The sequence below is a fragment of the Klebsiella sp. MS 92-3 genome (assembly GCF_000195655.1).
GTDB classification, from domain to species: domain Bacteria; phylum Pseudomonadota; class Gammaproteobacteria; order Enterobacterales; family Enterobacteriaceae; genus Klebsiella; species Klebsiella pneumoniae.
Genome location: NZ_GL882775.1, coordinates 1 through 21,567, shown reverse-complemented (window position 1 = coordinate 21,567; position 21,567 = coordinate 1). Strand labels below are relative to the sequence as shown.

Sequence of the window (21,567 nt, the reverse complement as noted above, 5' to 3'; positions counted from 1 at the left end):
GGGGGGCGGCGGCGGGGGGGGGGGGGGGGGCGCGCCTTGGGCGGCCCGCCGTGAGGTGATGGACGCTCTGGCGCCCACCGGTCCGGTCTATCAGGCGGGCACCCTCTCCGGCAACCCGATCGCCATGGCGGCTGGCTTCGCCTGCCTGAACGAAGTGGCGCAGCCGGGGGTCCATGAAACCCTGACTGAACTGACTAACCAGCTGGCGCAAGGCCTGCTGGACGCGGCGCGTGACGCCGGGATCCCGCTGGTGGTCAATAACGTCGGCGGCATGTTCGGCATCTTCTTTACCGATGCCGAAACCGTCACCTGCTATCAGGACGTGGTGAAGTGCGACGTTGAACGATTCAAGCGCTTCTTCCATCTGATGCTGGAGGAAGGCGTGTACCTCGCGCCGTCAGCGTTTGAGGCCGGCTTTATGTCCGTGGCCCACAGCGAAGAAGATATCGACAACACCATCGACGCCGCGCGCCGGGTATTTGCCAAGCTGTAAGGTGCTTGAATGCCTGGTGGCGCAGGGATTTTCCCGGAGGAGGCGCATTGCGCCTTATCCGGGCTACCAAATCGCACAGCGCTGTAGCCCCGGTAAGCGATAGCGCCACCGGGGATGTTGAAGCCATCCAGGACCGTTAGCGACTCTGCTTTCTCAGCAAATAAATAAAGTAAGGCGCGCCGATAAAGGTCGACAGTAGCCCCGCCGGGATCTGATACGGGAACATCATCATCCGTCCGCACCAGTCGGCGAAGACCAGCAGCAGCCCGCCAGTCAGCCCGGAGATCACCATATGCGGTAGGGTTCGCCGGAAGCCCATCATCCGCGCGATATGCGGCGCCATCAGCCCGACAAAGCTCAGCGGGCCGATGGTCAGCGTCGCCGCCGCCGTCAGGCAGGCCGCCAGCAGCAGCAGAACAATCCGCGATGACGTCAGCGCCATGCCCACCGCTCGCGCCGCCTCCCCGCCCAGCGGCAGGATGGTTAACCAGCGACGACAGAGCGGCGCCAGCGCCAGCAGCGCCAGCATTACCGCGCCGCTACGCACCACCCTCTCCGGCGTCGCGCTATATGTCGACCCCGAGATCCACGTCAGGATCTGCGCCATACGCGGATCGCCGCTGGCCTGCAGCATCATCAGCAGCATTGTGAAGGCGGTGCTCAGCGCCATCCCCGCCAGCAGCATCCGATGCGGCGAGAAGCCGCCGCGCCCGGCGGCAAGCATAATGATCAGCAAGGTGGCCGCCGCGCCAAGGCTGCCGGCCGGCAGCAGCCAGCCAAAGGCGTCGCCAGGCACGAAGAACAGCATCAGCACCACGCCAAAAGCCGCGCCGGAGCTGATGCCCAGCACTTCCGGGCTGGCCATCGGGTTGCCGGTCAGGCGCTGGATAATACAGCCGGCGACCGCCAGCATGACCCCGGCGAACAGCGCCGACAGCACCCGCGGCCAGCGCCAGGGCAGCAGTTGCTCCAGCAGATCGCCGTGGGCCCACAGCCAGCCGTGGGCATCGCGACCAAAGGCCAGCGCCACGCTCACCGCCAGCAGCAGCAACGCGACGCCTGCGAGAACAAACCATTGCACATGATAGCGCTCAGGCTGCACATTATCGCCGCCGTTCATCACCGGGGCGCTGATGCTGCGCAACCGCGGCAGCAGCCACAGCAGCAGCGGCGCGCCAATCAGGGCGGTGACCGAGCCGGTGGAGACTTCCCGCCATACCCGGCTCAGCCAGAGGATCACCTGATCGGAAAGCCACAGGAGCAGCGCGCCGATCAGCGCCGCCAGCAGCAGCCGCGCCAGCAGCCGACGGGCGCCAAGCATTTTCGCCAGCAGCGGCGCGAACAGGCCGATAAAGCCGATAATCCCTACCGCGTTCACCAGCAGCGCGCTGATGACGATCGCCAGCGTCAGGGCGCCGAGGCGCGCCAGGGACAGCGCCAGCCCGAGGTTACGCGCCACCCCGTCATCGAGCCCCATCAGGGTCAGCGGCCGCAGCAGCAGCAAGGTGAGTATTGCCCCGCCAAGCAGCTGCGGCCACAGGCGCTGCGCTACGCTCCAGTCGGTCTGCGTCAGCGTCCCGGTGCTCCACAGGAACATGCTTTGCAGCTGGTCGTGATGGAAAATCACCATCAGCTGGTTAAGCGCGCCACAGTAAAGGCTGACCACCAGCCCCGCCAGGATCAGCGTTACCGGCGACAGGCGCTTACCCCACGAGACGCCAAACACCAGCGCGCCCACCAGACAGGCCCCGGCCAGCGCGGCGAATTGCGACGCCAGCACGCCGGGAATAGCCCATAACGTGGTGACCGTTATCCCCAGCTGCGCGCCGGTGGCGACGCCAAGGGTGGTCGGTTCCGCCAGCGGATTACGCAGCACCTGCTGGAACAGGACGCCAACCAGTCCCAGCCCGGCGCCCACCAGCAGCGCAACAGCCAGTCTCGGTAACAAACTGTAATGAAACAGCATTTGGGCGATATCATCGACATCCGGCTGCCACAGCGCCTGCCGCCACTGCGCATAGGGCAAGGCGACATTGAGGTTGACGATGCTCAGCGCGAAGGCGACGCCCAGCAGCCCGGCCAGCAGGATAATAGCTAACGGCGAGAGACGCGTATTCATGCCGGTCTCCCCTGGGCATCAGCCAGCACGCGGGCAAAATGCATCGCTGACAGCGTCGCGCCGTAGAACCAAACCGCCGGAACGCGCTGGAAGCGGCCCGCGCGCACGAAGGGCATCGCCTGCCATAGCGGCGTCGCCAGCAGTTGAGCCATATCTCGCTCATTGCCATGGTCGAAACAGATGACATCGGCTTCGTTAAATGCCGCCAGCCTGTCGATGCCAACGCTAACGCTTCCCCAGAATGCCGCTTCGCCGTGCCAGGCGTTTTTAATACCGAAGCGATCAAGCACCTCCTGGAACAGGCAGTTTTCGCCAAACACCAGCACGTGGCGGGGATCGAGCAGAGAGATCATCAGCAGCGGACGATCGCCGCGCCCGGCAAAACGCGGACGCAGGCTCTCCATCAGCGCGTCGAACTCCGCCAGATGGCGCTTCGCCTGCTGCGTTTTGCCCAGCAGATCGGCCATTTCCAGTAGCGAACGCTGGGCCATCGCCAGCGGCCGTTTGCCGTCGCTGAAGGTGAAACCGCGGCCGGGCGCGATACGCGCCAGCTTCTCCGGCGACGGGCCGTAGCCCGCCGACCAGACGATAAACGACGGTTTCATCTGCGTCAGCAGTTCAAGGTTGGGTTCGGTACGCAGACCAACATCGATCACCGAGTCGGGCAGCGCGGGTTCGTTCACCCACAAGCGATAGTTGGGAATATCGGCCACGCCATAGGGCGTCACGCCGAGCGCCAGCAGCAGCTCCGCGGGCAGCCACTCCAGGGCGACCACGCGCTGCGGGTCGACGTCGGCCGCCTGCGCGCCGCGCATCTGCCACAGCAGCGGCGAGAGCGCCATCGCGATCAGCAGGCGGCGTCGGGTTATCAGAGTTGGGTTCATCATCAATAGACAAAGCTTACCGGCGCCGCACCGGCCGGGTGTGGCAGGATCCCCATCGGGATGCCATAGATCTGTTCCAGAGTGTCGCTGCGCATCAGTTCCGCCGGCGTCCCCTGAGCAATCATTTCTCCGCCGCGCAGGGCCACCAGATAGTCGCAATAGCGGGCCGCCATATTAATATCGTGCAGGACGGCGATCACCGTCAGGCCGCGCTGCTGGCTGAGACGATGCACCAGCGCCAGAACATCGACTTGATGAGCAATATCCAGCGCCGAGGTGGGTTCATCGAGCAGCAGGCAGCGACTGTCCTGCGCCACCAGCATGGCGATCCACGCCCGCTGGCGTTCACCACCGGAGAGGCTGTCCACCAGACGATGAGCGAGCGGCTTCAGCCCCACCAGCGCAATCGCCTCTTCTACTTTCTCACGGTCCGCTGCGCCAAAGCGACCCAGCGCGCCGTGCCATGGATAGCGGCCGATCGCCACCAGCTCGCGCACCGTCATACCTTCGGCCGGCGGCAGCTGCTGCGGCAGATAGGCCACTTTGCGGGCAAAGGCTTTGCTGCCCCAGCTCTCCAGCGGCTGCCCGTCCAGCAGCACTTCGCCTGCGGAGGGCGGCTGATGACGGCCAAGCATTTTCAGTAACGTCGACTTGCCGGAGCCATTATGGCCGATCAGGCCTGTGACTTTTCCGGTCGGGAAGGTGAGCGAGAGCGGATGGAGCAATGTGCGGCCAGGCACACGGAAAGTGACGCGATCCAGCGCGAAGGTGGTTTCTGCGTGCGGAGTCTGTTCCTGCATAGCGATAACCTGATAGAGGGCGCGGCGAACCGCGCCCGTAGGTGGTTAGAAACGGAAGGTGGCGGTGGCGACGACCTGACGTCCGGCGCCCCAGTAGCAGGCGTATTCGCTGTAGCAACTGGAGACATATTCGCGGTCGAACAGGTTGTTGACGTTGACGCCGACCGACGATCCCGGCAGGCCAAAGCGCGCCAGATCGTATTTCACCGTCGCATCCATCAGCGCATAACCGGCCACACTAAAGGCATCATTTTTCTTACCGGTGCTGGTGTCATTTTTGTAGTAGCTGACCGTTGAACCGATATAGCGCGCCCCGGCCCCAATCGTCAGACCGCTCAGCGCGGTTTCGTGGAAGGTATAATCCGCCCACAGGGAGGCCATGTTACGCGGCACTTCCGCCGGACGTTTGCCGTTGAACACCGTATCGTGAGTGTACTCCGCATCGGTGTAGCTGTAGGCTGCGGTGACGTTAATATTGGCGTTCACCGCCGCCTTCGCCTCCAGCTCAAGGCCGCGGGAGCGGATCTCGCCGGTCTGGATGCTGAACGCCTGGTTAGCCGGATCAGCCGTCAGGTTCTTGTCTTTGGTCAGCTGATAGACCGCCGCGGTGACCACCACCGGCATATCTTTCGGCACGTATTTCACGCCGGCTTCATACTGCTTACCGCGCGACGGATCGAACGGCTGGCCGCGGCTGTTGGAACCCGATACCGGTTCAAACGATTCGCTGTAGCTGAAGTACGGAGAGATGCCGTTATCGAACAGGTAGTTGATGCCGCCGCGCCAGCTGAACTGCTGGTCGTGATTCTCCGCCAGGCTGTTGGTGGCGCGGGTTAACGTTGAGGTCGTGGCGTAATCGTAACGGCCGCCCAGGGTCATCACCCATTTATCCCACTCCATCTGATCCTGCGCGTACAGGCCGGTCTGCTCCATCCGGTTGAGGACCGCGTACGGGAAGGTGACCTGAATATTCGGATTGCCGTACTGCGGATTGCTCATACTGATAGGATCCGCCGTCCCGTAGTCGGCATCCACATCGTTACGCATCCGCGAGTAGTCCACGCCGGTCAGCAGCGTATGGCTGACCGCGCCGGTGGCGAAATCAGACTGCAGCTGGGTATCGACGGTGAAGGTGTTCAGGTGCTCGTCGGAGCGCACGTAGGCGCGATTCATGTAGCCCGGCGCGACATAGCCGTTGCCGTATACCGAACGATAGAGCGTATGCACATCGGCATAGCGCAGGTTCTGCCGCACGGTAAAGGTATCATCGAACTGATGGGAGAAGCTGTAGCCCACCATCTTCTGGCGGCGGGAGATTTTATTATCGGACTCGCCTTCGTTGAAATCGGTCGGCAGCTTGTGCGCCTTACCGTTGGCGTCGTAATACGGCACCACGGTGCCTTCGCGCGGCAGCCAGCCGTAGTAGCCCGCATCCGGGTCATTCTGGAAGTTGCTCAGGAAGGTGAAGTCGGTTTTATCGTCCGGACGCCAGCTAAAGGAGGGCGCCACCGCGTAGCGAGTCGATTTCGCCATCTGCTGCTGGGCATCCTGACTGCGGCCAAGGCCGGTCAGGCGATACGACCAAACGCCGGCATCATCAATGGCGTCGCTAAAGTCAAACCCGGTCTGCCACAGATTGTCGGTGCCCATCTTAAACTGCACTTCTTTCAGCGGCTCGGTAGTCGGGCGCTTGCTGACCATGCTGACGATACCGCCCGGGTTGCTGTTGCCGTACAGCACCGAGGTTGGCCCGCGCATCACTTCCACACGCTCGAGGAAGTAAGGATCCATGGAGACTTCAGAGTAGTTATTCCCCTGCAGCTTCATGCCGTCCAGATACTGGTTGGTGTTGACGGTCGTCGAGGTGGTGAAGCCGCGAATGGTGACCACGTCATAGGTGGTCGAACTGCCGCGAGTAGAGAAGACGCTTGGCGTATAGGAGAGCGCCTCTTTTACCGTCGTCGGCTGGCGCATCTCCATCTCCTGGCGCGTCACCACCGACACAGACTGCGGCGTTTTTTCAATCGGGGTATCGGTTTTGGTCGCCGTGGCGGAGCGTTTTGCCGCGATAGTCGGCGCCGGTCCCCAGGCGCTTTCCTGGGCGGCCGGGGCGGCAACGACGGTGATAGTTTCTTCTTGCTTCGGTTGTTCTGCTGCCTGTGCGTAGACAGACATGCCGCTAACCGCCGTGGCTACTACAGCTGCGACTTTACGCAGCGAGTGATTTGGCTGAGCAGTTTTTGGACGCGCCATGGGTATATCTCTGATGAAAGTGAATGATAACGTAAACGAGAATTATTATTATGACGGGCGATATAATAGGCGAAACGTCGAAGGCAAGGCAAGCGATATGCCTGTCGCCGCCGGTCGAAGGCTGAATTAATAACCAGATAGTTATTATGGAGTTAAAGAGCCGTTAACTTTTTTACAGGCATAAAAAAACCCCTTAATACTTTCGTATTAAGGGGTCTGGTCGTGCGGTCAAAATCAGTTACTGCCGAACATATCCTTGATCCAGCCCGCGACGCCGTCGCTCTTTTCCTGCTGCTTCGGCGGCTGTTGCTGCTGTTGCTGCTGTTGCTGCTGCTGCTGCCCGGACTGATTAAACGGATTTTTCGCTTCCTGTTGCTGCAACTGCTGCTGTTGCATCATTTCGCCCTGACGGCACAGCGCATCCGGCTGCGTGGTCCAGACCGGCAGCGAACGCATACCGCCGCTGCAGACGAAGTTGCCGTTGCTGTCCACGCCCATATCAACCACGTCTTCCGGCACCGTCAGCACCAGCGGCGTTGGCGTCTGGTTCGCCAGATAGCGCTGGTAAATCGACATCGCGCCGCTGGCACCGTACAGTTTGGTCGGCTGGTTATTGTCGCGCCCCACCCAGGTGATGGTCACCTGACTACCGTCGATGCCGGCGAACCAGGTATCGACGTTATTGTTGGTGGTCCCGGTTTTCCCCGCCAGATGCAGGCCCGGATACTTCGCCCCCAGCTGACGCCCCGTACCGCGCTGCACCACCTGCTGCATAGTCCACAGCGTCATGTAGGCCGCCTGGGCAGGCACCGCGCGCTCCGCCTGCGGATAGCTCTGGTAGAGCACAGTGCCATCTTCGGCAATCACTGACCGCAGCGCGGAAAGCGGCGCACGGTTCCCACCGCTGGCGATGGTCTGGAAGGCCTGGGCCACTTCAATCGGCGTCAGGTTCAGCGCGCCAAGCAGCATCGACGGCACCGCGTTGAGCTGATTCTTCGGCGCCCCCAGTTTAGTCCAGGTATCGACTACCGCCGGCAAGCCCAGCGCCATCCCGAGGTTAACCGTCGGGACGTTCATCGAGCGAGTCAGGGCATCGACCAGCATCACCTGACCGCTGAAACGACGATCGTCGTTCTGCGGGGACCACGTCTGACCGTTGGACAGGCGAATCGTCACCGGCGCATCGGCGATCCAGGTATTCAGGCGATACTGATTCGGCTGGCTCAGCGCGGTCAGATAGGTCGCCGGCTTGGCCAGAGAACCAATCGATCGGCGGGCCTGCATCGCGCGGTTATAACCGGCGAACTGCGGCTCCGCGCCGCCGACCATCGCCCGCACTTCGCCGGTGAAGCGGTCAACCACCACCATGGCGGTTTCCAGGTCTGCCAGCTTACGCTGTTTCTTCAGAACCGGGATCCCTTCGGAGGCCGCTTTTTCCGCCGCATCCTGCGCCACCGAGTCGAAAGTGGTGAAGATCTTCACGCCGGAGAGATCTTTCACTTTATCGCCCAGCTTCGCCTGCAGTTCCTGACGAACCATCTGCATAAACGCCGGCTGCGGTGAAATCACCCCGCCGCGCGGCTGCACGCCCAGCGGACGGGCGCTGAGCATGTCGTACAGCTCCTGGTCGATAACCTGCTGCTGCTGCAGCAGACGCAGCACCAGATTGCGTCGTTCAAGGGCCAGTTTCGGGTTACGCCACGGGTTATAGACCGACGCCCCTTTCACCATCCCCACCAGCAGCGCCTGCTGGTCGAGGCTCAGCTCTTCCACCGGACGGCCGAAGTAATACAGGCTGGCCAGCGGGAAGCCGCGAATTTCGTTATCGCCGCTCTGGCCGAGGTACACCTCGTTCATATACAGCTCAAGGATGCGATCCTTGCTGTAGCGGGCGTCGACGATCAGCGCCATATACGCTTCGTTGGCTTTACGCCAGTAGGAGCGTTCGCTGGAGAGGAACAGGTTTTTCACCAGCTGTTGGGTCAGGGTACTCGCCCCCTGCACCGTTCGGCCTGCCGTCAGGTTCGCCAGCACCGCGCGGCCGATGGAGTAGAGACTGATCCCATCGTGCTCATAGAAGTGGCGGTCTTCGGTCGCCAGCAGGGTATCCACCAGCAGATCGGGGAAGCCGCTGCGCTTCACGAACAGGCGCTGCTCGCCGTTCGGCGACTGCAGCATGGTGATAAGGCGCGGATCGAGGCGGAAGAAACCGAACTGGCGGTTATTATCCATATTCTCGATGGTCTCAAGATGGTCGCCGTCGAAAGTAAGACGCGCGCGCACCTGCCCTTCCTTACTGTCCGGGAAATCGAACGGACGACGGATCATCTCGATGCTGTTAGCCTGCACGGTATATTCGCCGGGGCGCGTCATCGCGCTGACCTGGCGATACTGCGTGGCGTTGAGCAGACGCACCATCTCGTTTTTGCTGATCTGCATGTCCGGCTCAAGGTTGACCATCCGGCCATAGACCGCGGCCGGCAGCTCCCAGACTTTACCGTCAATGCGGCTGCGGATTTTCTGGTCGAGGTAGACGCCATAGGCGGCAATCAGCACCGCGAAGACAATCCCCAGCTTGACCAGCAGCCACAGCCAGCTGCGCTTCCGACGAGGCTTGCCACCTTTGCCTTTGGCTTTTCTCGGCACCGGTTTCTCATCCTCATAATCATCGTCATCATACTCGTCGTCGTAGTCCTCTTCCCGGACCCGGCGACGGGTGACTTTCTGTTTAGTCGGACGTGAGGGTCTTCCCTTACGTCCGATAGGCTCGCGGTCATCTCCCGCCATGCTTTTTCTCCGCAACGTTCAGGCGCAAAGGCCTGATTCTCAATACTTCCCCTGTTCAGAGGAAGAAGAAATCTCTCAAATTAACGTCCAGGCTGCTTATCCTTCGGACGACAACCTGCTGGCAGGCAGGACGCGCCGCCAGCCTTTCAGAGGGTTGGTTTGCTTCATGTTACATGATACTAACAATAAAAATTCACCATAAAATCATTGTGTTAAACGCATCATCGGCAGAATAAGTCAGAACATAGCACGTAATGTTCAGGGCATACAGGATAGCACTAAAATGCGACATTCTTAACCAGCATTTTACCTCCTGCGCACGTAACAAGATGGGAAAGAGTATGTTTTTTAATAACATAAAAAACGGCGCGCTTCCTGCCGGTCAACGCAGTGGCATCATCCGCAGATGAAAATATATTTTCCCAGCGCCAACGTTTATTATTGATAAAAGTAAAGTCGATTTAGCGCCTTTCCGTTGATAAAAATGAGAGCCTGTTAACATTTATGCAGAATAATATTTTATGATGACACCAGGGAAATATTTGTTAAACTAGCGGCCAGTGATTCATTATTTTGATTACTCTATGATGCGTATTCCGCTTATATTTCCGCTTTGCATGGTAGCCCTTCTCTCTGGCTGCCAACAAAAACCCGCCTCAACGCTCAGCCCGGCTATCAGCAGCCAGGCGCAGCTCGAGCAGCTCTCGTCCGTGGCGGCCGGGACGCGCTATCTCAAGAATAAATGTAATCGTAGCGATCTCCCCGCTGATGAAACGATATATCGGGCAGCGGTGAATGTCGGTAACGCGCGCGGATGGGGAAATATTGACGTGGCGACGTTAAGCCAAAATAGCGACCGGCTTTACCAACAGCTATTACAGGACAGTACCCCGGAAGCCACACAGTGCAGTCAATTTAATCGTCAGCTCGCGCCATTTATTGCCAGCTTGCGCAGCGACTAAGCGAAATATCCTCAGCGCGCCGGTTATTGTGCGCGCTTTTATTCCTCTTTCGGCTCCTCGTCAATTTTTCCGCCCGGCCAGTCCTCCAGCGCCGCGAGGGTAAAGGTCGTGCCGTTGAAGCTGAAGATCGTCACATCCTGCTGGATCTGCTCCACCACCAGATTGGGCAGGGGTGAATCGCCCTCCGTCCACGCTTTGCCGTTTAACACAATGCTGCGCTTTTCCGGTAGCGAGGCATAGACATGGGCGCTGTAGCGCAGAGGCGGCAGCGTATCGCTGTCCACTTCCGGCGCCGCGGGCGCGCTGGCTTTTGCCGCCGGCGGCGGCGTCTTTGGCGCGGCCTCTCCGGCAGCGGTTAACGGCAGAAGCGCCGCATGCGCCACCGGCAAGGGCAGCGTTTGCGGCGGTGCCGGGTGACGCCACTGCTCGCCGCCAAACCAGCCGAGCGCGATAAATAATCCGGCGTACAGCGGGATAATCCAGCCGGGGATCTGCACCATCCGTCCGTGGATCACCGGCGCATCATCCAGCGAGGACGGCGGCTGATGCGTCACCAGCGGCGGGATCCCTCTTTCACTGTCATCACGAACAATCACAACCGTCTCCTGTTCCCTCACGATAACGAGAAGGCGCCCTTACGGGTGCCCCAGACTGCTGACAAAGTGCAATCTTCAGGAAGTGCCCGGCGGCGCTACGCTTGCGCGGGCCTACAGATAACTGCATAACTGTTTGATATTGTAATCTTTCGTAGGCCGGGTAAGGCGAAAGCCGCCACCCGGCAGACATGCGAGTACAATTTTGCGTTTACCTTACCCTCACCCCAGATACTCAATCACCGATAGCCCGCCGTTGTAATCGGTGCTGTAGATAATGCCTTGCGCATCGACAAACACGTCACAGGACTGGATCACCCGCGGGCGGCCGGGACGGGTATCCATCATTCTCTCAGGCGCAGCCGGCACCAGCGCCCCGGTCTCCAGCGGGCGATACGGGTTGGAAATATCGTAAGCCCGCACGCCGGCATTCTGATACGTGGCAAAAATCAGCGTTGAGCTGACAAAGCTCCCCGGCCGGTTCTCATGCAGGTTGTGCGGACCGAAATGCGCCCCTTTCGCCACATAATCCGCTTCGTCCGGCGGCGGGAAGGTGGCGATGCTCACCGGGTTGGTTGGCTCGCGGATATCAAACAACCAGATCAGCTTCTCGCCGTCCTCCTGGTTGTCGAGCACCGCTTCATCCAGCACCACCAGCAGGTCACGATCCGGCAGCGGCAGCGCGGTATGCGTTCCGCCGCCGAACGGCGGGCTCCAGTTGCGATGACTAATCAGCCTCGGCTGGGTACGGTCTTTGACATCCAGCAGCGTCAGGCCGCCGTCGCGCCAGCTGCCGTAGGCGGTATCCCCGGCAATAATGGCGTGATGCAGCGCATAGCGTTTACCCTGCGGCCAGTCCGGTGTTTCACCGCCCGCCTGGTGCATCCCCGGCAGCCACCAGCGCCCGGCCACTTCGGGCTTACGCGGATCGGCCAGATCGATGGTCAGGAAGATGTAGTCGGTAAAACCGTCGATCAGCGCGGACACATACGCCCAGCGCCCGCCGACGTACCAGATGCGGTGAATACCGATGCCGTTAAGCGACAGGAAACTGATTTCCCGCGGCTGCGCGGGAGTGGAAATATCAAAGATGCGCAGCCCGGCGCTCCAGCCCTTGTCCTGCACATCGCTGACCGTGTCACCCACCGAGCGGGTGTAGTACACCTTCTCATCAGCAAAACGGGCGTCAGCAAACAGATCCCGGGCGTTGATCACCAGCAGCAGATCGTCATGCGCCTGGAGGTGCACGTTCCAGGTGCCCGGCGGCGCGGCAATATAGTTGACGGTGGTGGGCCGGGTCGGATCGCGAACATCGACCACGGAAAAACCCTGCGACACCATATGGCCGATATAGGCGAATCCGCGATGCACCATCAGCTGCACGCCGTCCGGACGACCGCCCTGATCGCTATGGCCAATCAGCCGCATATTGCGGCTGTATTCGGGGGAAGGTAATGCTGACATAGGGGATCTCTTTCGCCCGGTGGCATGGTTTTCCCCTCTCCCTGCGGAGAGGGCCGGGGTGAGGGCACCAGGCCGCCGCCCACCGCCACCCGGCTTGATTTTATTTGTTTTTCGCTTCCAGCGTCGCGAACCACGGCGCGATAAAGTCTTCGGTCTGGCCCCAGCCAGGGATAATTTTCCCCAGCGACGCCACGTTCACCGCTCCCGGCTGGGCCGCCAGCAGCGCCTGCGGAATCGCTGCCGCCTTGAAGTCGTAGGTGGCTGGCGTCGGCTCGCCGGCGATCTTGTTGGCGATCAGCCGCACGTTGGTCGCGCCGATAAGCTTCGGATCCACCGCCACGCTCACCTTCCACGGGCTGCCGGCCTCGCGCATCAGCTGCAGATCCTGGTTGGAAATATCAATGCTGTAGAGTTTGATCTCGGTGCGGCCGTTCTCTTTCAGCGCCTTATAAGCCCCCTGGCTAAAGGCATCCCAGGTGCCCCAGATCGCGTCAATTTTCCCTTTCGGATACTTGGCAAGGATCGCCCCCACCTTGTTGGCGGTGTCGCCCTGCACGTCGGATGACACGGCGCCGATCGACTCCAGCTCTTTAATCCCCGGGTTTTGCTTCAGCAGCGTCTGGTAAGCCGCCTGACGGCGCTCCATCGGCGGGAAGCCCGCCACCCACAGCTTGACGATGTTGGCCTTACCGTTGAAGTCTTTCACCAGCTGGCCAAAGGAGAGCTCGGTCAGTGAGGCGTCATCCTGCTGGCTGACCGTCACCCCGGGGATCTCACCGCTTACCGCGGTATCGAACACCGCCACTTTGATCCCGGCGTCCACCGCCTTCTTCACCAGGGCGGTGGAATACGGGTCACGCCCCTGGGAGAGAATAATGCCATCGTATTTCTGGCTGATGGCCTGGTTGACGAAGTCCTGGAATTTGGCGTCATCGCCGTTGCTCAGGAAGGTGCTGATTTTGAAACCGAGCTTTTTGCCTTCCTGCAACGCCCCGGCGACAAACTGGGTGGTGTTATCGTCAGACCCGAGGTTGCGGATCACGGCAATGCGGATCGGGCCGTTGTGTTCGGCAATCGCCGCCGGCACCGGCGTCGGGGCGGTGGCCAGCGCCGCCGTCGACTGCAGCAGACCCAGCGTCATCAGAGAGAGTGCGATCTTTTTCATGCGGTTTACCCTGTAAAATGTTAAGTACGGCGCTGAAAATAGGTCAGTGCCAGCGCGCCAGCCAGCACCAACCCTTTAATAATGTCCATCGCGTAATACGGCACCGAGAGCATCACCAGCCCGTTGGAGAGCACGCCGAGGATCACCGCCCCCACCAGCGTTCCCAGGGCGTTTGGTTTGCCGGAGCCCGCCAGCGAAAAGCCGATCCAGGCCGCGGCCACCGCGTCCATCAGATAGCCGCCGCCGGCGTTGACCTGCGAAGAGCCGATGCGCGAGGCCAGCAGAATGCCGCCGAGCCCGGCCAGCAGCGAGGCAATCACGTATGCTGCGACTTTGTAACGCGTGATCCGCAGGCCGGAGAGCCGCGCCGCCTCCGGGTTGCCGCCGATGGCGTACATCCGCCGTCCGTGGGTAGTGAACGACAGCGCCAGCTGGGCGACCAGCGTCACCACCAGCATGATAATGACGATGGTCGGCACCTGCCCCAGCGCGCCAAAGGCCGCCGGGATAGTACCCTCCGCCATCTCGCCGCTCGGCAGCACCATGTTTTCGGTAATCGACCCACCATAGCTGTATGTCATTGCCACGCCCTGAATCACAAACAGGCTGGCCAGGGTGGCGAGCATGTCAGGAATGCGCAGCACCACGATCAGAAAGGCGTTAAACAGCCCCACCAGGGTGCAGAGCGCGAGGGTGATCAGAATCGCTTCGGTGGTCCCCAGGCCATGCCAGACAAACAGGGAAATCACCAGCGCGTTAGCCAGCGATGCCGTCGATCCGACGGACAGATCGAAGCCGCCGATGGTGAGGGAAATCGACACCCCAATGGCAATCACCGTCACGATGGCAATCGAGCGCAGAATGTTGATGATGTTGAACGGGTCAAGGAAGTTGTCCGAGGCGAGGCCAAAGACCGCCACCAGCAGCACCACGGTCAGCAACATGCCCCACTTATAGAGAAAATCAAAAAATCGCTGACGGCCCGATACCGTCGCGTTTACTGCCAGGGCCTTGCTCACGCTGCCGCTCCTCCGGTTGAATAATAAAGCAGTGTCTCTTCCCGGGCTTCCGCGCCGGGGATCTCCGCTACGATCCGTCCGTCCCACAGTACGCAGATGCGGTCGCATAAACCGACCAGCTCGGCGAATTCACCCGAGGCATAAATCACCCCTTTGCCTTCCCGCGCCAGACCATCGATCAGCATGAACAGATCGGTTTTCGCTTTCACATCGACCCCTTTGGTCGGTTCGTCAAAAATCAAAACGTTGGCATCACCGCGCAGCCATTTGCCAATGGCCACCTTCTGCTGGTTGCCGCCAGAAAGACGGCGCAGCGTCTGACCGGGACCGGTAGCGCGCACGCCGAGGCGGGCAATCACCTCCTCCGCCCAGCGCCAGGCCTGCCGATGGCCAAACAGGCTCCAGCGCGAAAAGCTGTTATCGGCGCTGACCGCCAGGTTCATCGCGATCGGCTCTTCAATGAAAATGCCCTCTTTGCGTCGCTCCTCCGGGACCAGCGCCAGGCCGCGCCCTACCGAGTCGGCCGGATCGCGCGGCCGCCACGGCTGACCGTTCAGCTCGCCCCGCTGCACCCGGCTTTTGCTGGCGCCGAACAGCGCTTTGCACAGCTCGGTTTTGCCCGCGCCGGCCAGCCCGGCGATTCCGAGGATTTCCCCCTTCCGCAGGCGCAGCGAAATATCCTGCAGCAACGCCTCATCATGCAGACCGTCAACCTGCAACAGCACCTCTTCGCCGTGCGGCGGGCGCGGCGGCGGGAAGATATCGCTCAGCTCGTGGCCCAGCATCTTTTCGACGATCTGTTCCCCGCTCAGCGGCGCCATCGGGCCACTCTCAATCAGCCGTCCGTCGCGCAGCACCGTCAGGGTGTCGCAGATCGCCTTCAGCTCATGGATACGATGCGAAATAAACACCACCCCGATCCCCTGATGCTGCAGACGGCGTACTACCGCAAACAGACGCTCACTTTCATGCTGATCCAACGGCGCAGTGGGTTCATCGAGGATCAAAAAGCGGCAATGGTGCGACAGGGCGCGGGCCAACAGGATTTGCTGTTTTTCGGCGAGCGTGCAGCTGTCAATGGAGCGCCGGACGTCCAGCGCCACATCCAGCTGCGCCAGCGCCTCGCGCGCCAGCTGCCGAACCCGCGACCAGCGGAAGGTCATGCCCGGCTCCGCCAGCCTGTCCAGCATAATGTTTTCCGCAATGCTCAGGCCCGGCACCAGCGCCACGTCCACCTCCTGCTGCACCAGGTGGATCCCCAGCTGTTTAGCATCCCGCGGCGAACGAATGGTGACCGGCTGGTTGTTGATCGTCACTTCGCCCTCATAGTGGGCGTGGGTGCCGCACAGCACGGCCATCAGCGTCGACTTACCCGCGCCGTTGGCCCCGGTCAGGGCATGCACCGACCCGCCATGGAGGGTAAAGTCCACCTTGTTCAGCGCCTGAAAGCCGGAGAAGGCCAGGCTAATGTTATGCATCTCAAGGCGATTCGCGCTCATCACTGCTCCCGTGCGGCAATTAATCTTCTGATTTAACGAATTTTTCATAGCCGCCGCTGGCTGACAACTGCGTAAAAAGCATAAGATACAACGAAATAATATTAGCCATCTGGATGTCCAGACATAACATCAGGTTAGCCCAACACCTATAAGGACAGCTTCCATGAGCAACAGTGATATCCGCGTCGTGCCCGGCCCGGCCAATTATTTCTCCCACTCCGGCAGCCTTGAGCGACTGAGCGATTTTTTTAACGCCGACCAGCTCTCGCGAGCGGTGTGGGTCTATGGCGCGCGCGCCTTGGCCGGCGCCGAACCTTTTCTGCCGGCGGCCTTCCACCTGCCGGAGGCGAAAAAGATCCGCTTTACCGGCCACTGCAGCGAACGCGACGTGGCGGGGCTGGTGCAGGCCTCCGGTGACGATCGGGCGGTAGTGATTGGCGTCGGCGGCGGCGCGCTGCTCGACAGCGCGAAAGTGCTGGCCCGCCGCCTGGGGGTACCGCTGGTGGCCATCCCGACTATCGCCGCCACCTGCGCGGCGTGGACGCCGCTGTCGGTGTGGTATAACGACGCCGGACAGGCCCTGAATTTTGAGATCTTCGATGACGCCAACTTCCTGGTGCTGGTCGAACCGCGCATCATTCTCAACGCCCCGGCGGAGTACCTGCTGGCGGGCATTGGCGACACCTTAGCCAAATGGTATGAGGCCGTGGTGCTGGCGCCGCAGCCGAAGGCGCTGCCGCTCACCGTGCGGCTGGGGATTAACGGCGCGCTGGCGATCCGCGACGTGCTGCTGGCCAGCAGCGAAACGGCGCTGGCGGACCAGCGCCGCGGCGATCTGACCCAGGCGTTTCGCGATGTGGTGGAGGCGATTATCGCCGGCGGCGGGATGGTTGGCGGGCTGGGGGAACGTTACACCCGGGTCGCCGCCGCCCATGCGGTGCACAACGGACTGACGGTGCTGCCGCAGACGGATAAATTCCTCCACGGTACCAAAGTGGCCTACGGCATTCTGGTACAGAGCGCCCTGCTTGGTCAGGACGATGTGCTGGCGCAGTTAGTGCAGGCGTATCAGCGCTTTAACCTGCCGACCACCCTGGCGGCGCTGGAAGTCGATATCAATAACCGCGCAGAGCTGGACCGGGTCATTGCCCATACCCTGCGCCCGGGCGAGTCGATTCACTATTTACCGGTGACGTTAACCCCTGAGGTTCTGCGCGCGGCGTTTGAGAAGGTGGAATACTTCAGCCGTTAATCACCCCGACCGTCTATACCTAATGATGATGCTCACCACTCTCGCAACGAGGTCATCATGCAGATCGATTTAACAGGTAAGAAGGCGCTGGTTACCGGCGCCAGCCGTGGGTTGGGTCGCGCCATCGCGCTGTCGCTGGCGCGCGCCGGCGCCGATGTGGTTATTACGTATGAAAAATCGGTCGATAAAGCCCAGGCGGTCGCCGATGAAATAAAGGCGCTGGGTCGGTACGGCGAAGCGGTACAGGCCGACAGCGCCAGCGCGCAGGCGATTCAGGAGGCGGTCACCCATGCGGCCCGGTCCCTCGGCGGGCTGGACATTCTGGTCAACAACGCCGGAATAGCCCGCGGCGGTCCACTGGAATCCATGACGCTGGCGGACATTGACGCGCTTATCAACGTCAATATCCGTGGGGTGGTCATCGCCACCCAGGAAGCGTTGGTGCATATGGCCGATGGCGGACGAATCATCAACATCGGCAGCTGTCTGGCTAACCGCGTGGCCATGCCGGGCATCGCGGTTTACGCCATGACCAAGTCCGCCCTCAACGCCCTGACCCGTGGCCTGGCGCGTGATTTAGGCCCTCGCGGGATCACCGTTAACCTTGTCCATCCAGGGCCGACCAACAGCGATATGAACCCGGAAGACGGAGAACAGGCGGAAGCCCAGCGCCAGATGATTGCGGTCGGCCACTACGGCCAGCCGGAAGACATCGCCGCGGCGGTCACCTTCCTCGCCAGCCCGGCCGCCGGGCAGATCTCCGGTACGGGGCTGGACGTGGATGGCGGATTGAACGCCTGATCGCACATTTTCTGCAAGCCTCTGTCGCCCGGCAGAGGCCTTTCCGCGCCGCCTCGACGGGTTGCGTTTTGCCTCTTACCTGCGTTTTTTCTCCGCTCTACAGTACCCCATAAGAAATTCGGAATTTATCTAATAGTCTTATTATTTCCTTATATTTTGTGTGGGCGTACAGTGGAGGTACGGATGAAAATTGTCTGGTCAAAAACGGCAGATAAGCAATTTTCTAAAATCGATACTCGGTATAAGAGCCGCATTAAATCCAGGCTGGAGAAGATGGATGATAAAGCTTCACCTATCTCGGATATCAAAAAATTGTCCTCTCCCGAAAACCACTACCGGCTGCGATTAGGTGATTACAGAGTCATCTACACCTTTGGGGATCCGCCGGGCGATACCTGCTACGTCGTGGCGGTTAAACGCCGAACCACCACCACCTACCTTCATGAGGAACATACCGAATATGACTATTCAGTACATCAAGGATGAAGAAGGAAAAGACCAGTATGTCGTCATTCCTTACAGCGATTACTTTCGTATGCGCCTGGCTCTGCTGGAGTACGACGACGAGGATGAAAGCGACTGGGAAGATATTCCTTATGAATCAGATATCTATGATGACGTCATGCTGCCGGGCGAAGTATGCGACGTGATGCATAAAGAAAACGTCAGCCTGCAGGCCGCGTGGCGCATCCTGCGCGGGATGTCCCAGCAGGAGGTAGCCGAAAAGCTTGGCATCAGCCAGTCCGCGGTGTCACAACTGGAAGCGCTGGACTCCCGTCCGCAAAAGCGCACCCGCGAGAAGCTGGCGGCGATTTACGGCTGTACTCAGGAGCAGATCAGCCTCTATCTGCCGAAAGAGGGTTAACAGCACTTCGCCCCGCCCTTGCCGCCGTAGCGCGCGTCCTGGCGTTCGCGAAAGAACTCTTCATAGGTCATCGGCGTCTGATCCGGGTGGGTTATTCGCATGTGCTCGACGTAGTTATCGTAATCCGGCACGCCGATCATCATCTTCGCCGCCTGGCCCAGGTACTTACCTGCTTTGGAAAGGGTGTCAAACATAAGTCATTTCTCTTTTGTATCCCTCACCCCGAGCCTCTCCCAAAGGGAGAGGGAGGATCGGAAATGTAGGCCGGGTAAGGCGAAGCCGCCACCCGGCACACCGGTTAATGCGCCCCTTTCGCCTGGGTCTCAATCGCGTCCAGGTTTTCAGGCATTGGCTCATACGGCGTCTCTTTCGCCGTCGGTTTATCCTCTTTCAGCGCCGCCAGCGCGGTTTTAATCGAGAATAGCGCCAGCACCACCACCACAATCATAAAGAAGATGGTCAGCCCGGCATCGAGACGGTTGTTAAACACCAGCTGCGCCAGCTGTGATTCGGTATATTGCGGCGGAATGTTGCCGCTGTCGATCATCGCCTGGAATTTATTGGCGATGGCCAGGAAACCGACTTTGGTGTCCGGGCTAAACGACTTCTGCCAGCCGGCGGTCAACGTACAGATCAGCAGCCAGCTGGTCGGCAGCAGCGCCACCCACGCATAGCGCTGGCGTTTCATCTTGAACAAGCCCACCGCGCAGAGCATCAGCGCCATCCCCGCCAGCATCTGGTTGGCAATACCGAACAGCGGCCATAGGGTGTTAATCCCGCCCAGCGGATCGACCACCCCCTGATGCAGGAAGTAGCCCCAAGCCAGGACGCACAGCGCGGTCGCCAGCAGGTTGGCCGGTAGCGAGCTGGTTTTTTTCAGCCCCGGGCTAATCACGCCCAGCAGATCCTGCAGCATAAAGCGCGCCGCGCGGGTGCCGGCGTCAACCGCCGTCAGGATAAACAGCGCCTCAAACAGAATGGCGAAGTGGTACCAGAACGAGACATCCATCAGTCCGCCCAGCGAGCCGTGCAGGATGTAGCCCACCCCCCCCGCCAGCGTTGGCGCGCCGCCGGCGCGGGAGATAATCGACTGTTCGCCGACCTCGCTGGCGATTTGATGCAGCGTATCAGGCGTAATGCTAAAGCCCCAGCCGCTCACCACCTGCGCTGCCGAGGCGACGACATCGGTGGTACCCGCCGGCGCCAGCACCGCCATCGGGCTGTTCATCGCGAAGTAGACGCCCGGATCGATAATACAGGCCGCCACCAGCGCCATAATAGCGACGAAGGATTCCATCAACATGCCGCCGTAGCCGATAAAGCAGGCCTGGCTTTCGTTGGCCAACATTTTCGGCGTGGTGCCGGAGGAGATCAGCGCATGGAAGCCGGAGACCGCGCCGCAGGCGATGGTGATAAACAGGAACGGGAACAGGTTGCCGGTCCATACCGGGCCGGTACCATCGACGAACTTGGTCAGCGCCGGCATCGTCAGGGTCGGGCGCATAATCAGAATGCCAATCGCCAGCCCCACGATGGTGCCGATTTTCAGGAAGGTGGAGAGGTAGTCGCGCGGGGCCAGCAGCAGCCAGACCGGCAGTACCGCAGCCACAAATCCGTAGCCCACCAGGATCCAGGTCAGCTGTACGCCGGTGTAATCAAACCACGGCGCCCAGGTCGGGCTTTCAGCCACCCAGCCGCCGGAGATGATGGCGAACACCAGCATCACCAGGCCTATCACCGACACCTCGCCGATGCGTCCCGGACGCAGATAGCGGATGTAGATGCCCATAAAGATCGCCAGCGGAATGGTAAAGGCGACGGTGTATGTCCCCCACGGACTGTGGGTCAGCGCTTTCACCACAATCATCGCCAGGACCGCGAGGATGATCACCATGATCATGAAGCAGGCCACCAGCGCCAGGACGCCAGCGGTCGGTCCCATCTCCTCTTTAACCAGTTCGCCAAGCGAACGGCCATCGCGGCGGGTCGAAACAAACAGCACCATAAAGTCCTGTACCGCCCCAGCCAGCACCACGCCGGCGAGGATCCAGATCATCCCCGGCAGGTAGCCCATCTGCGCGGCGAGCACCGGGCCCACCAGCGGCCCCGCGCCGGCAATGGCGGCAAAATGGTGACCGAACAGCACTTTTTTGTCGGTTGGAACGTAGTCGAGGCCATCGTTATGCCGCACCGCGGGCGTCATCCGCGTCGGGTCAACGCCGAGCACGGTTTTAGCGATATACAGGCCGTAGAAACGATACGCGATCAAATAAACGCAGACCGCGGCGACGACAATCCACAGCGCGTTTATCTGCTCACCCCGGTTTAAAGCGATATAGCCGAGGGCGAAGGCTCCGATGACGGAGAGCAGCGCCCAGATAAGGTATTTCCCTGAATTATTCATTGTTGTGGTCCACCGGTAGGGTAATCAGGATGTTACATTTTGTTTCTAGATCACAACGCAGAATTTAACAACACCGAAACATCGCAGATGCCGTACACCCACAGAGATTTGTCTCACATTGCTAGCGAGATCACTTAAGGCAGGAAAATGAATGAAAGGGTTACCGTGAACGGTGCCGTTTTTTTGTCGGGTGGCGGCTAACGCCTT

At 60.6% G+C, this 21,567-nt stretch carries 18 protein-coding genes and 1 pseudogene; 7 read left to right on the top strand and 12 right to left on the bottom strand.

Annotation, left to right across the window (positions count from 1 at the left end):
* Positions 1–493 (top strand): aminotransferase class III-fold pyridoxal phosphate-dependent enzyme (locus HMPREF9538_RS29525; protein ID WP_009484505.1); only part of this gene is annotated, 493 nt, incomplete at its 5' end.
* 136 nt (positions 494–629) lie between these two features.
* Here the strand turns inward: HMPREF9538_RS29525 and fhuB are convergent.
* The 5 genes from fhuB to mrcB form a co-directional block, all read right to left on the bottom strand.
* Positions 630–2,612 carry a Fe(3+)-hydroxamate ABC transporter permease FhuB gene (fhuB, locus tag HMPREF9538_RS19175; RefSeq protein ID WP_004147134.1) on the bottom strand — a complete coding sequence of 661 codons (1,983 nt, stop codon included), beginning with the start codon at positions 2,610–2,612 and terminating at the stop codon, positions 630–632.
* A complete protein-coding gene (gene fhuD, locus HMPREF9538_RS19180) occupies positions 2,609–3,499 on the bottom strand; it encodes a Fe(3+)-hydroxamate ABC transporter substrate-binding protein FhuD (RefSeq protein WP_004178627.1) in 891 nt (296 codons plus the stop codon). Before fhuD ends, fhuB begins: the two co-directional genes overlap by 4 nt.
* Positions 3,499–4,296, bottom strand: coding sequence for a Fe3+-hydroxamate ABC transporter ATP-binding protein FhuC (fhuC, locus tag HMPREF9538_RS19185; protein WP_002889212.1), 798 nt, complete (start codon positions 4,294–4,296; stop codon positions 3,499–3,501). Before fhuC ends, fhuD begins: the two co-directional genes overlap by 1 nt.
* Before the next feature lie 45 nt (positions 4,297–4,341).
* A complete protein-coding gene (gene fhuA, locus HMPREF9538_RS19190; RefSeq protein ID WP_004178624.1) occupies positions 4,342–6,549 on the bottom strand; it encodes a ferrichrome porin FhuA in 2,208 nt (735 codons plus the stop codon).
* A 234-nt stretch (positions 6,550–6,783) separates the two neighbouring features.
* Positions 6,784–9,336 (bottom strand): bifunctional glycosyl transferase/transpeptidase, encoded by a 2,553-nt coding sequence (gene mrcB / locus HMPREF9538_RS19195; protein WP_009484504.1) that lies wholly within the window; start codon positions 9,334–9,336, stop codon positions 6,784–6,786.
* A 390-nt stretch (positions 9,337–9,726) separates the two neighbouring features.
* Between mrcB and HMPREF9538_RS32785 the strand changes: the two are divergent.
* Both HMPREF9538_RS32785 and gspS read left to right on the top strand, forming a co-directional pair.
* A pseudogene (locus tag HMPREF9538_RS32785) lies at positions 9,727–9,798 on the top strand (hypothetical protein); the annotation flags it as partial.
* 125 nt (positions 9,799–9,923) lie between these two features.
* A complete protein-coding gene (gspS, locus tag HMPREF9538_RS19205) occupies positions 9,924–10,298 on the top strand; it encodes a type II secretion system pilot lipoprotein GspS (RefSeq protein WP_032420647.1) in 375 nt (124 codons plus the stop codon).
* A 38-nt stretch (positions 10,299–10,336) separates the two neighbouring features.
* Here the strand turns inward: gspS and gspB are convergent, their stop codons facing one another.
* The 5 genes from gspB to HMPREF9538_RS19230 form a co-directional block, all read right to left on the bottom strand.
* The gene (gspB, locus tag HMPREF9538_RS19210; protein ID WP_020317209.1) at positions 10,337–10,894 is read right to left on the bottom strand and encodes a type II secretion system assembly factor GspB; all 558 of its coding nucleotides are present in this window, start codon (positions 10,892–10,894) and stop codon (positions 10,337–10,339) included.
* Between the two features lie 219 nt (positions 10,895–11,113).
* Positions 11,114–12,355 carry an LVIVD repeat-containing protein gene (locus HMPREF9538_RS19215; RefSeq protein ID WP_004210861.1) on the bottom strand — a complete coding sequence of 414 codons (1,242 nt, stop codon included), beginning with the start codon at positions 12,353–12,355 and terminating at the stop codon, positions 11,114–11,116.
* A 100-nt stretch (positions 12,356–12,455) separates the two neighbouring features.
* A complete protein-coding gene (locus tag HMPREF9538_RS19220) occupies positions 12,456–13,520 on the bottom strand; it encodes a sugar ABC transporter substrate-binding protein (protein WP_002894036.1) in 1,065 nt (354 codons plus the stop codon).
* Between the two features lie 20 nt (positions 13,521–13,540).
* Entirely contained in the window at positions 13,541–14,539 is a 999-nt protein-coding gene (locus HMPREF9538_RS19225; protein WP_002894035.1) for an ABC transporter permease, read from the bottom strand.
* Positions 14,536–16,038, bottom strand: coding sequence for a sugar ABC transporter ATP-binding protein (locus HMPREF9538_RS19230; protein ID WP_009484500.1), 1,503 nt, complete (start codon positions 16,036–16,038; stop codon positions 14,536–14,538). Before HMPREF9538_RS19230 ends, HMPREF9538_RS19225 begins: the two co-directional genes overlap by 4 nt.
* A 163-nt stretch (positions 16,039–16,201) precedes the next feature.
* Here HMPREF9538_RS19230 and HMPREF9538_RS19235 point away from each other — a divergent pair, with 163 nt between their 5' ends.
* The 4 genes from HMPREF9538_RS19235 to HMPREF9538_RS19250 all read left to right on the top strand — a co-directional run bounded on the left by HMPREF9538_RS19235 (position 16,202) and on the right by HMPREF9538_RS19250 (position 18,956).
* The gene (locus HMPREF9538_RS19235) at positions 16,202–17,290 is read left to right on the top strand and encodes an oxidoreductase (protein WP_009484499.1); all 1,089 of its coding nucleotides are present in this window, start codon (positions 16,202–16,204) and stop codon (positions 17,288–17,290) included.
* A 57-nt stretch (positions 17,291–17,347) separates the two neighbouring features.
* Entirely contained in the window at positions 17,348–18,091 is a 744-nt protein-coding gene (locus tag HMPREF9538_RS19240; protein ID WP_009484498.1) for an SDR family NAD(P)-dependent oxidoreductase, read from the top strand.
* Positions 18,092–18,274: 183 nt separating this feature from the next.
* Positions 18,275–18,577 (top strand): type II toxin-antitoxin system RelE family toxin, encoded by a 303-nt coding sequence (locus HMPREF9538_RS19245; RefSeq protein WP_004147534.1) that lies wholly within the window; start codon positions 18,275–18,277, stop codon positions 18,575–18,577.
* Positions 18,552–18,956, top strand: coding sequence for a helix-turn-helix domain-containing protein (locus HMPREF9538_RS19250; RefSeq protein ID WP_004176911.1), 405 nt, complete (start codon positions 18,552–18,554; stop codon positions 18,954–18,956). The genes HMPREF9538_RS19245 and HMPREF9538_RS19250 overlap by 26 nt, the downstream gene beginning before the upstream one ends.
* On the opposite strand, the gene HMPREF9538_RS19255 is transcribed toward HMPREF9538_RS19250, so the two are convergent.
* A complete protein-coding gene (locus tag HMPREF9538_RS19255) occupies positions 18,953–19,150 on the bottom strand; it encodes a YbdD/YjiX family protein (protein WP_002893903.1) in 198 nt (65 codons plus the stop codon). The two genes, HMPREF9538_RS19250 and HMPREF9538_RS19255, sit on opposite strands and share 4 nt — an antisense overlap.
* Before the next feature lie 104 nt (positions 19,151–19,254).
* Positions 19,255–21,360 (bottom strand): pyruvate/proton symporter CstA, encoded by a 2,106-nt coding sequence (cstA, locus tag HMPREF9538_RS19260; protein ID WP_009484497.1) that lies wholly within the window; start codon positions 21,358–21,360, stop codon positions 19,255–19,257.
* Positions 21,361–21,567: the final 207 nt, after the last annotated feature.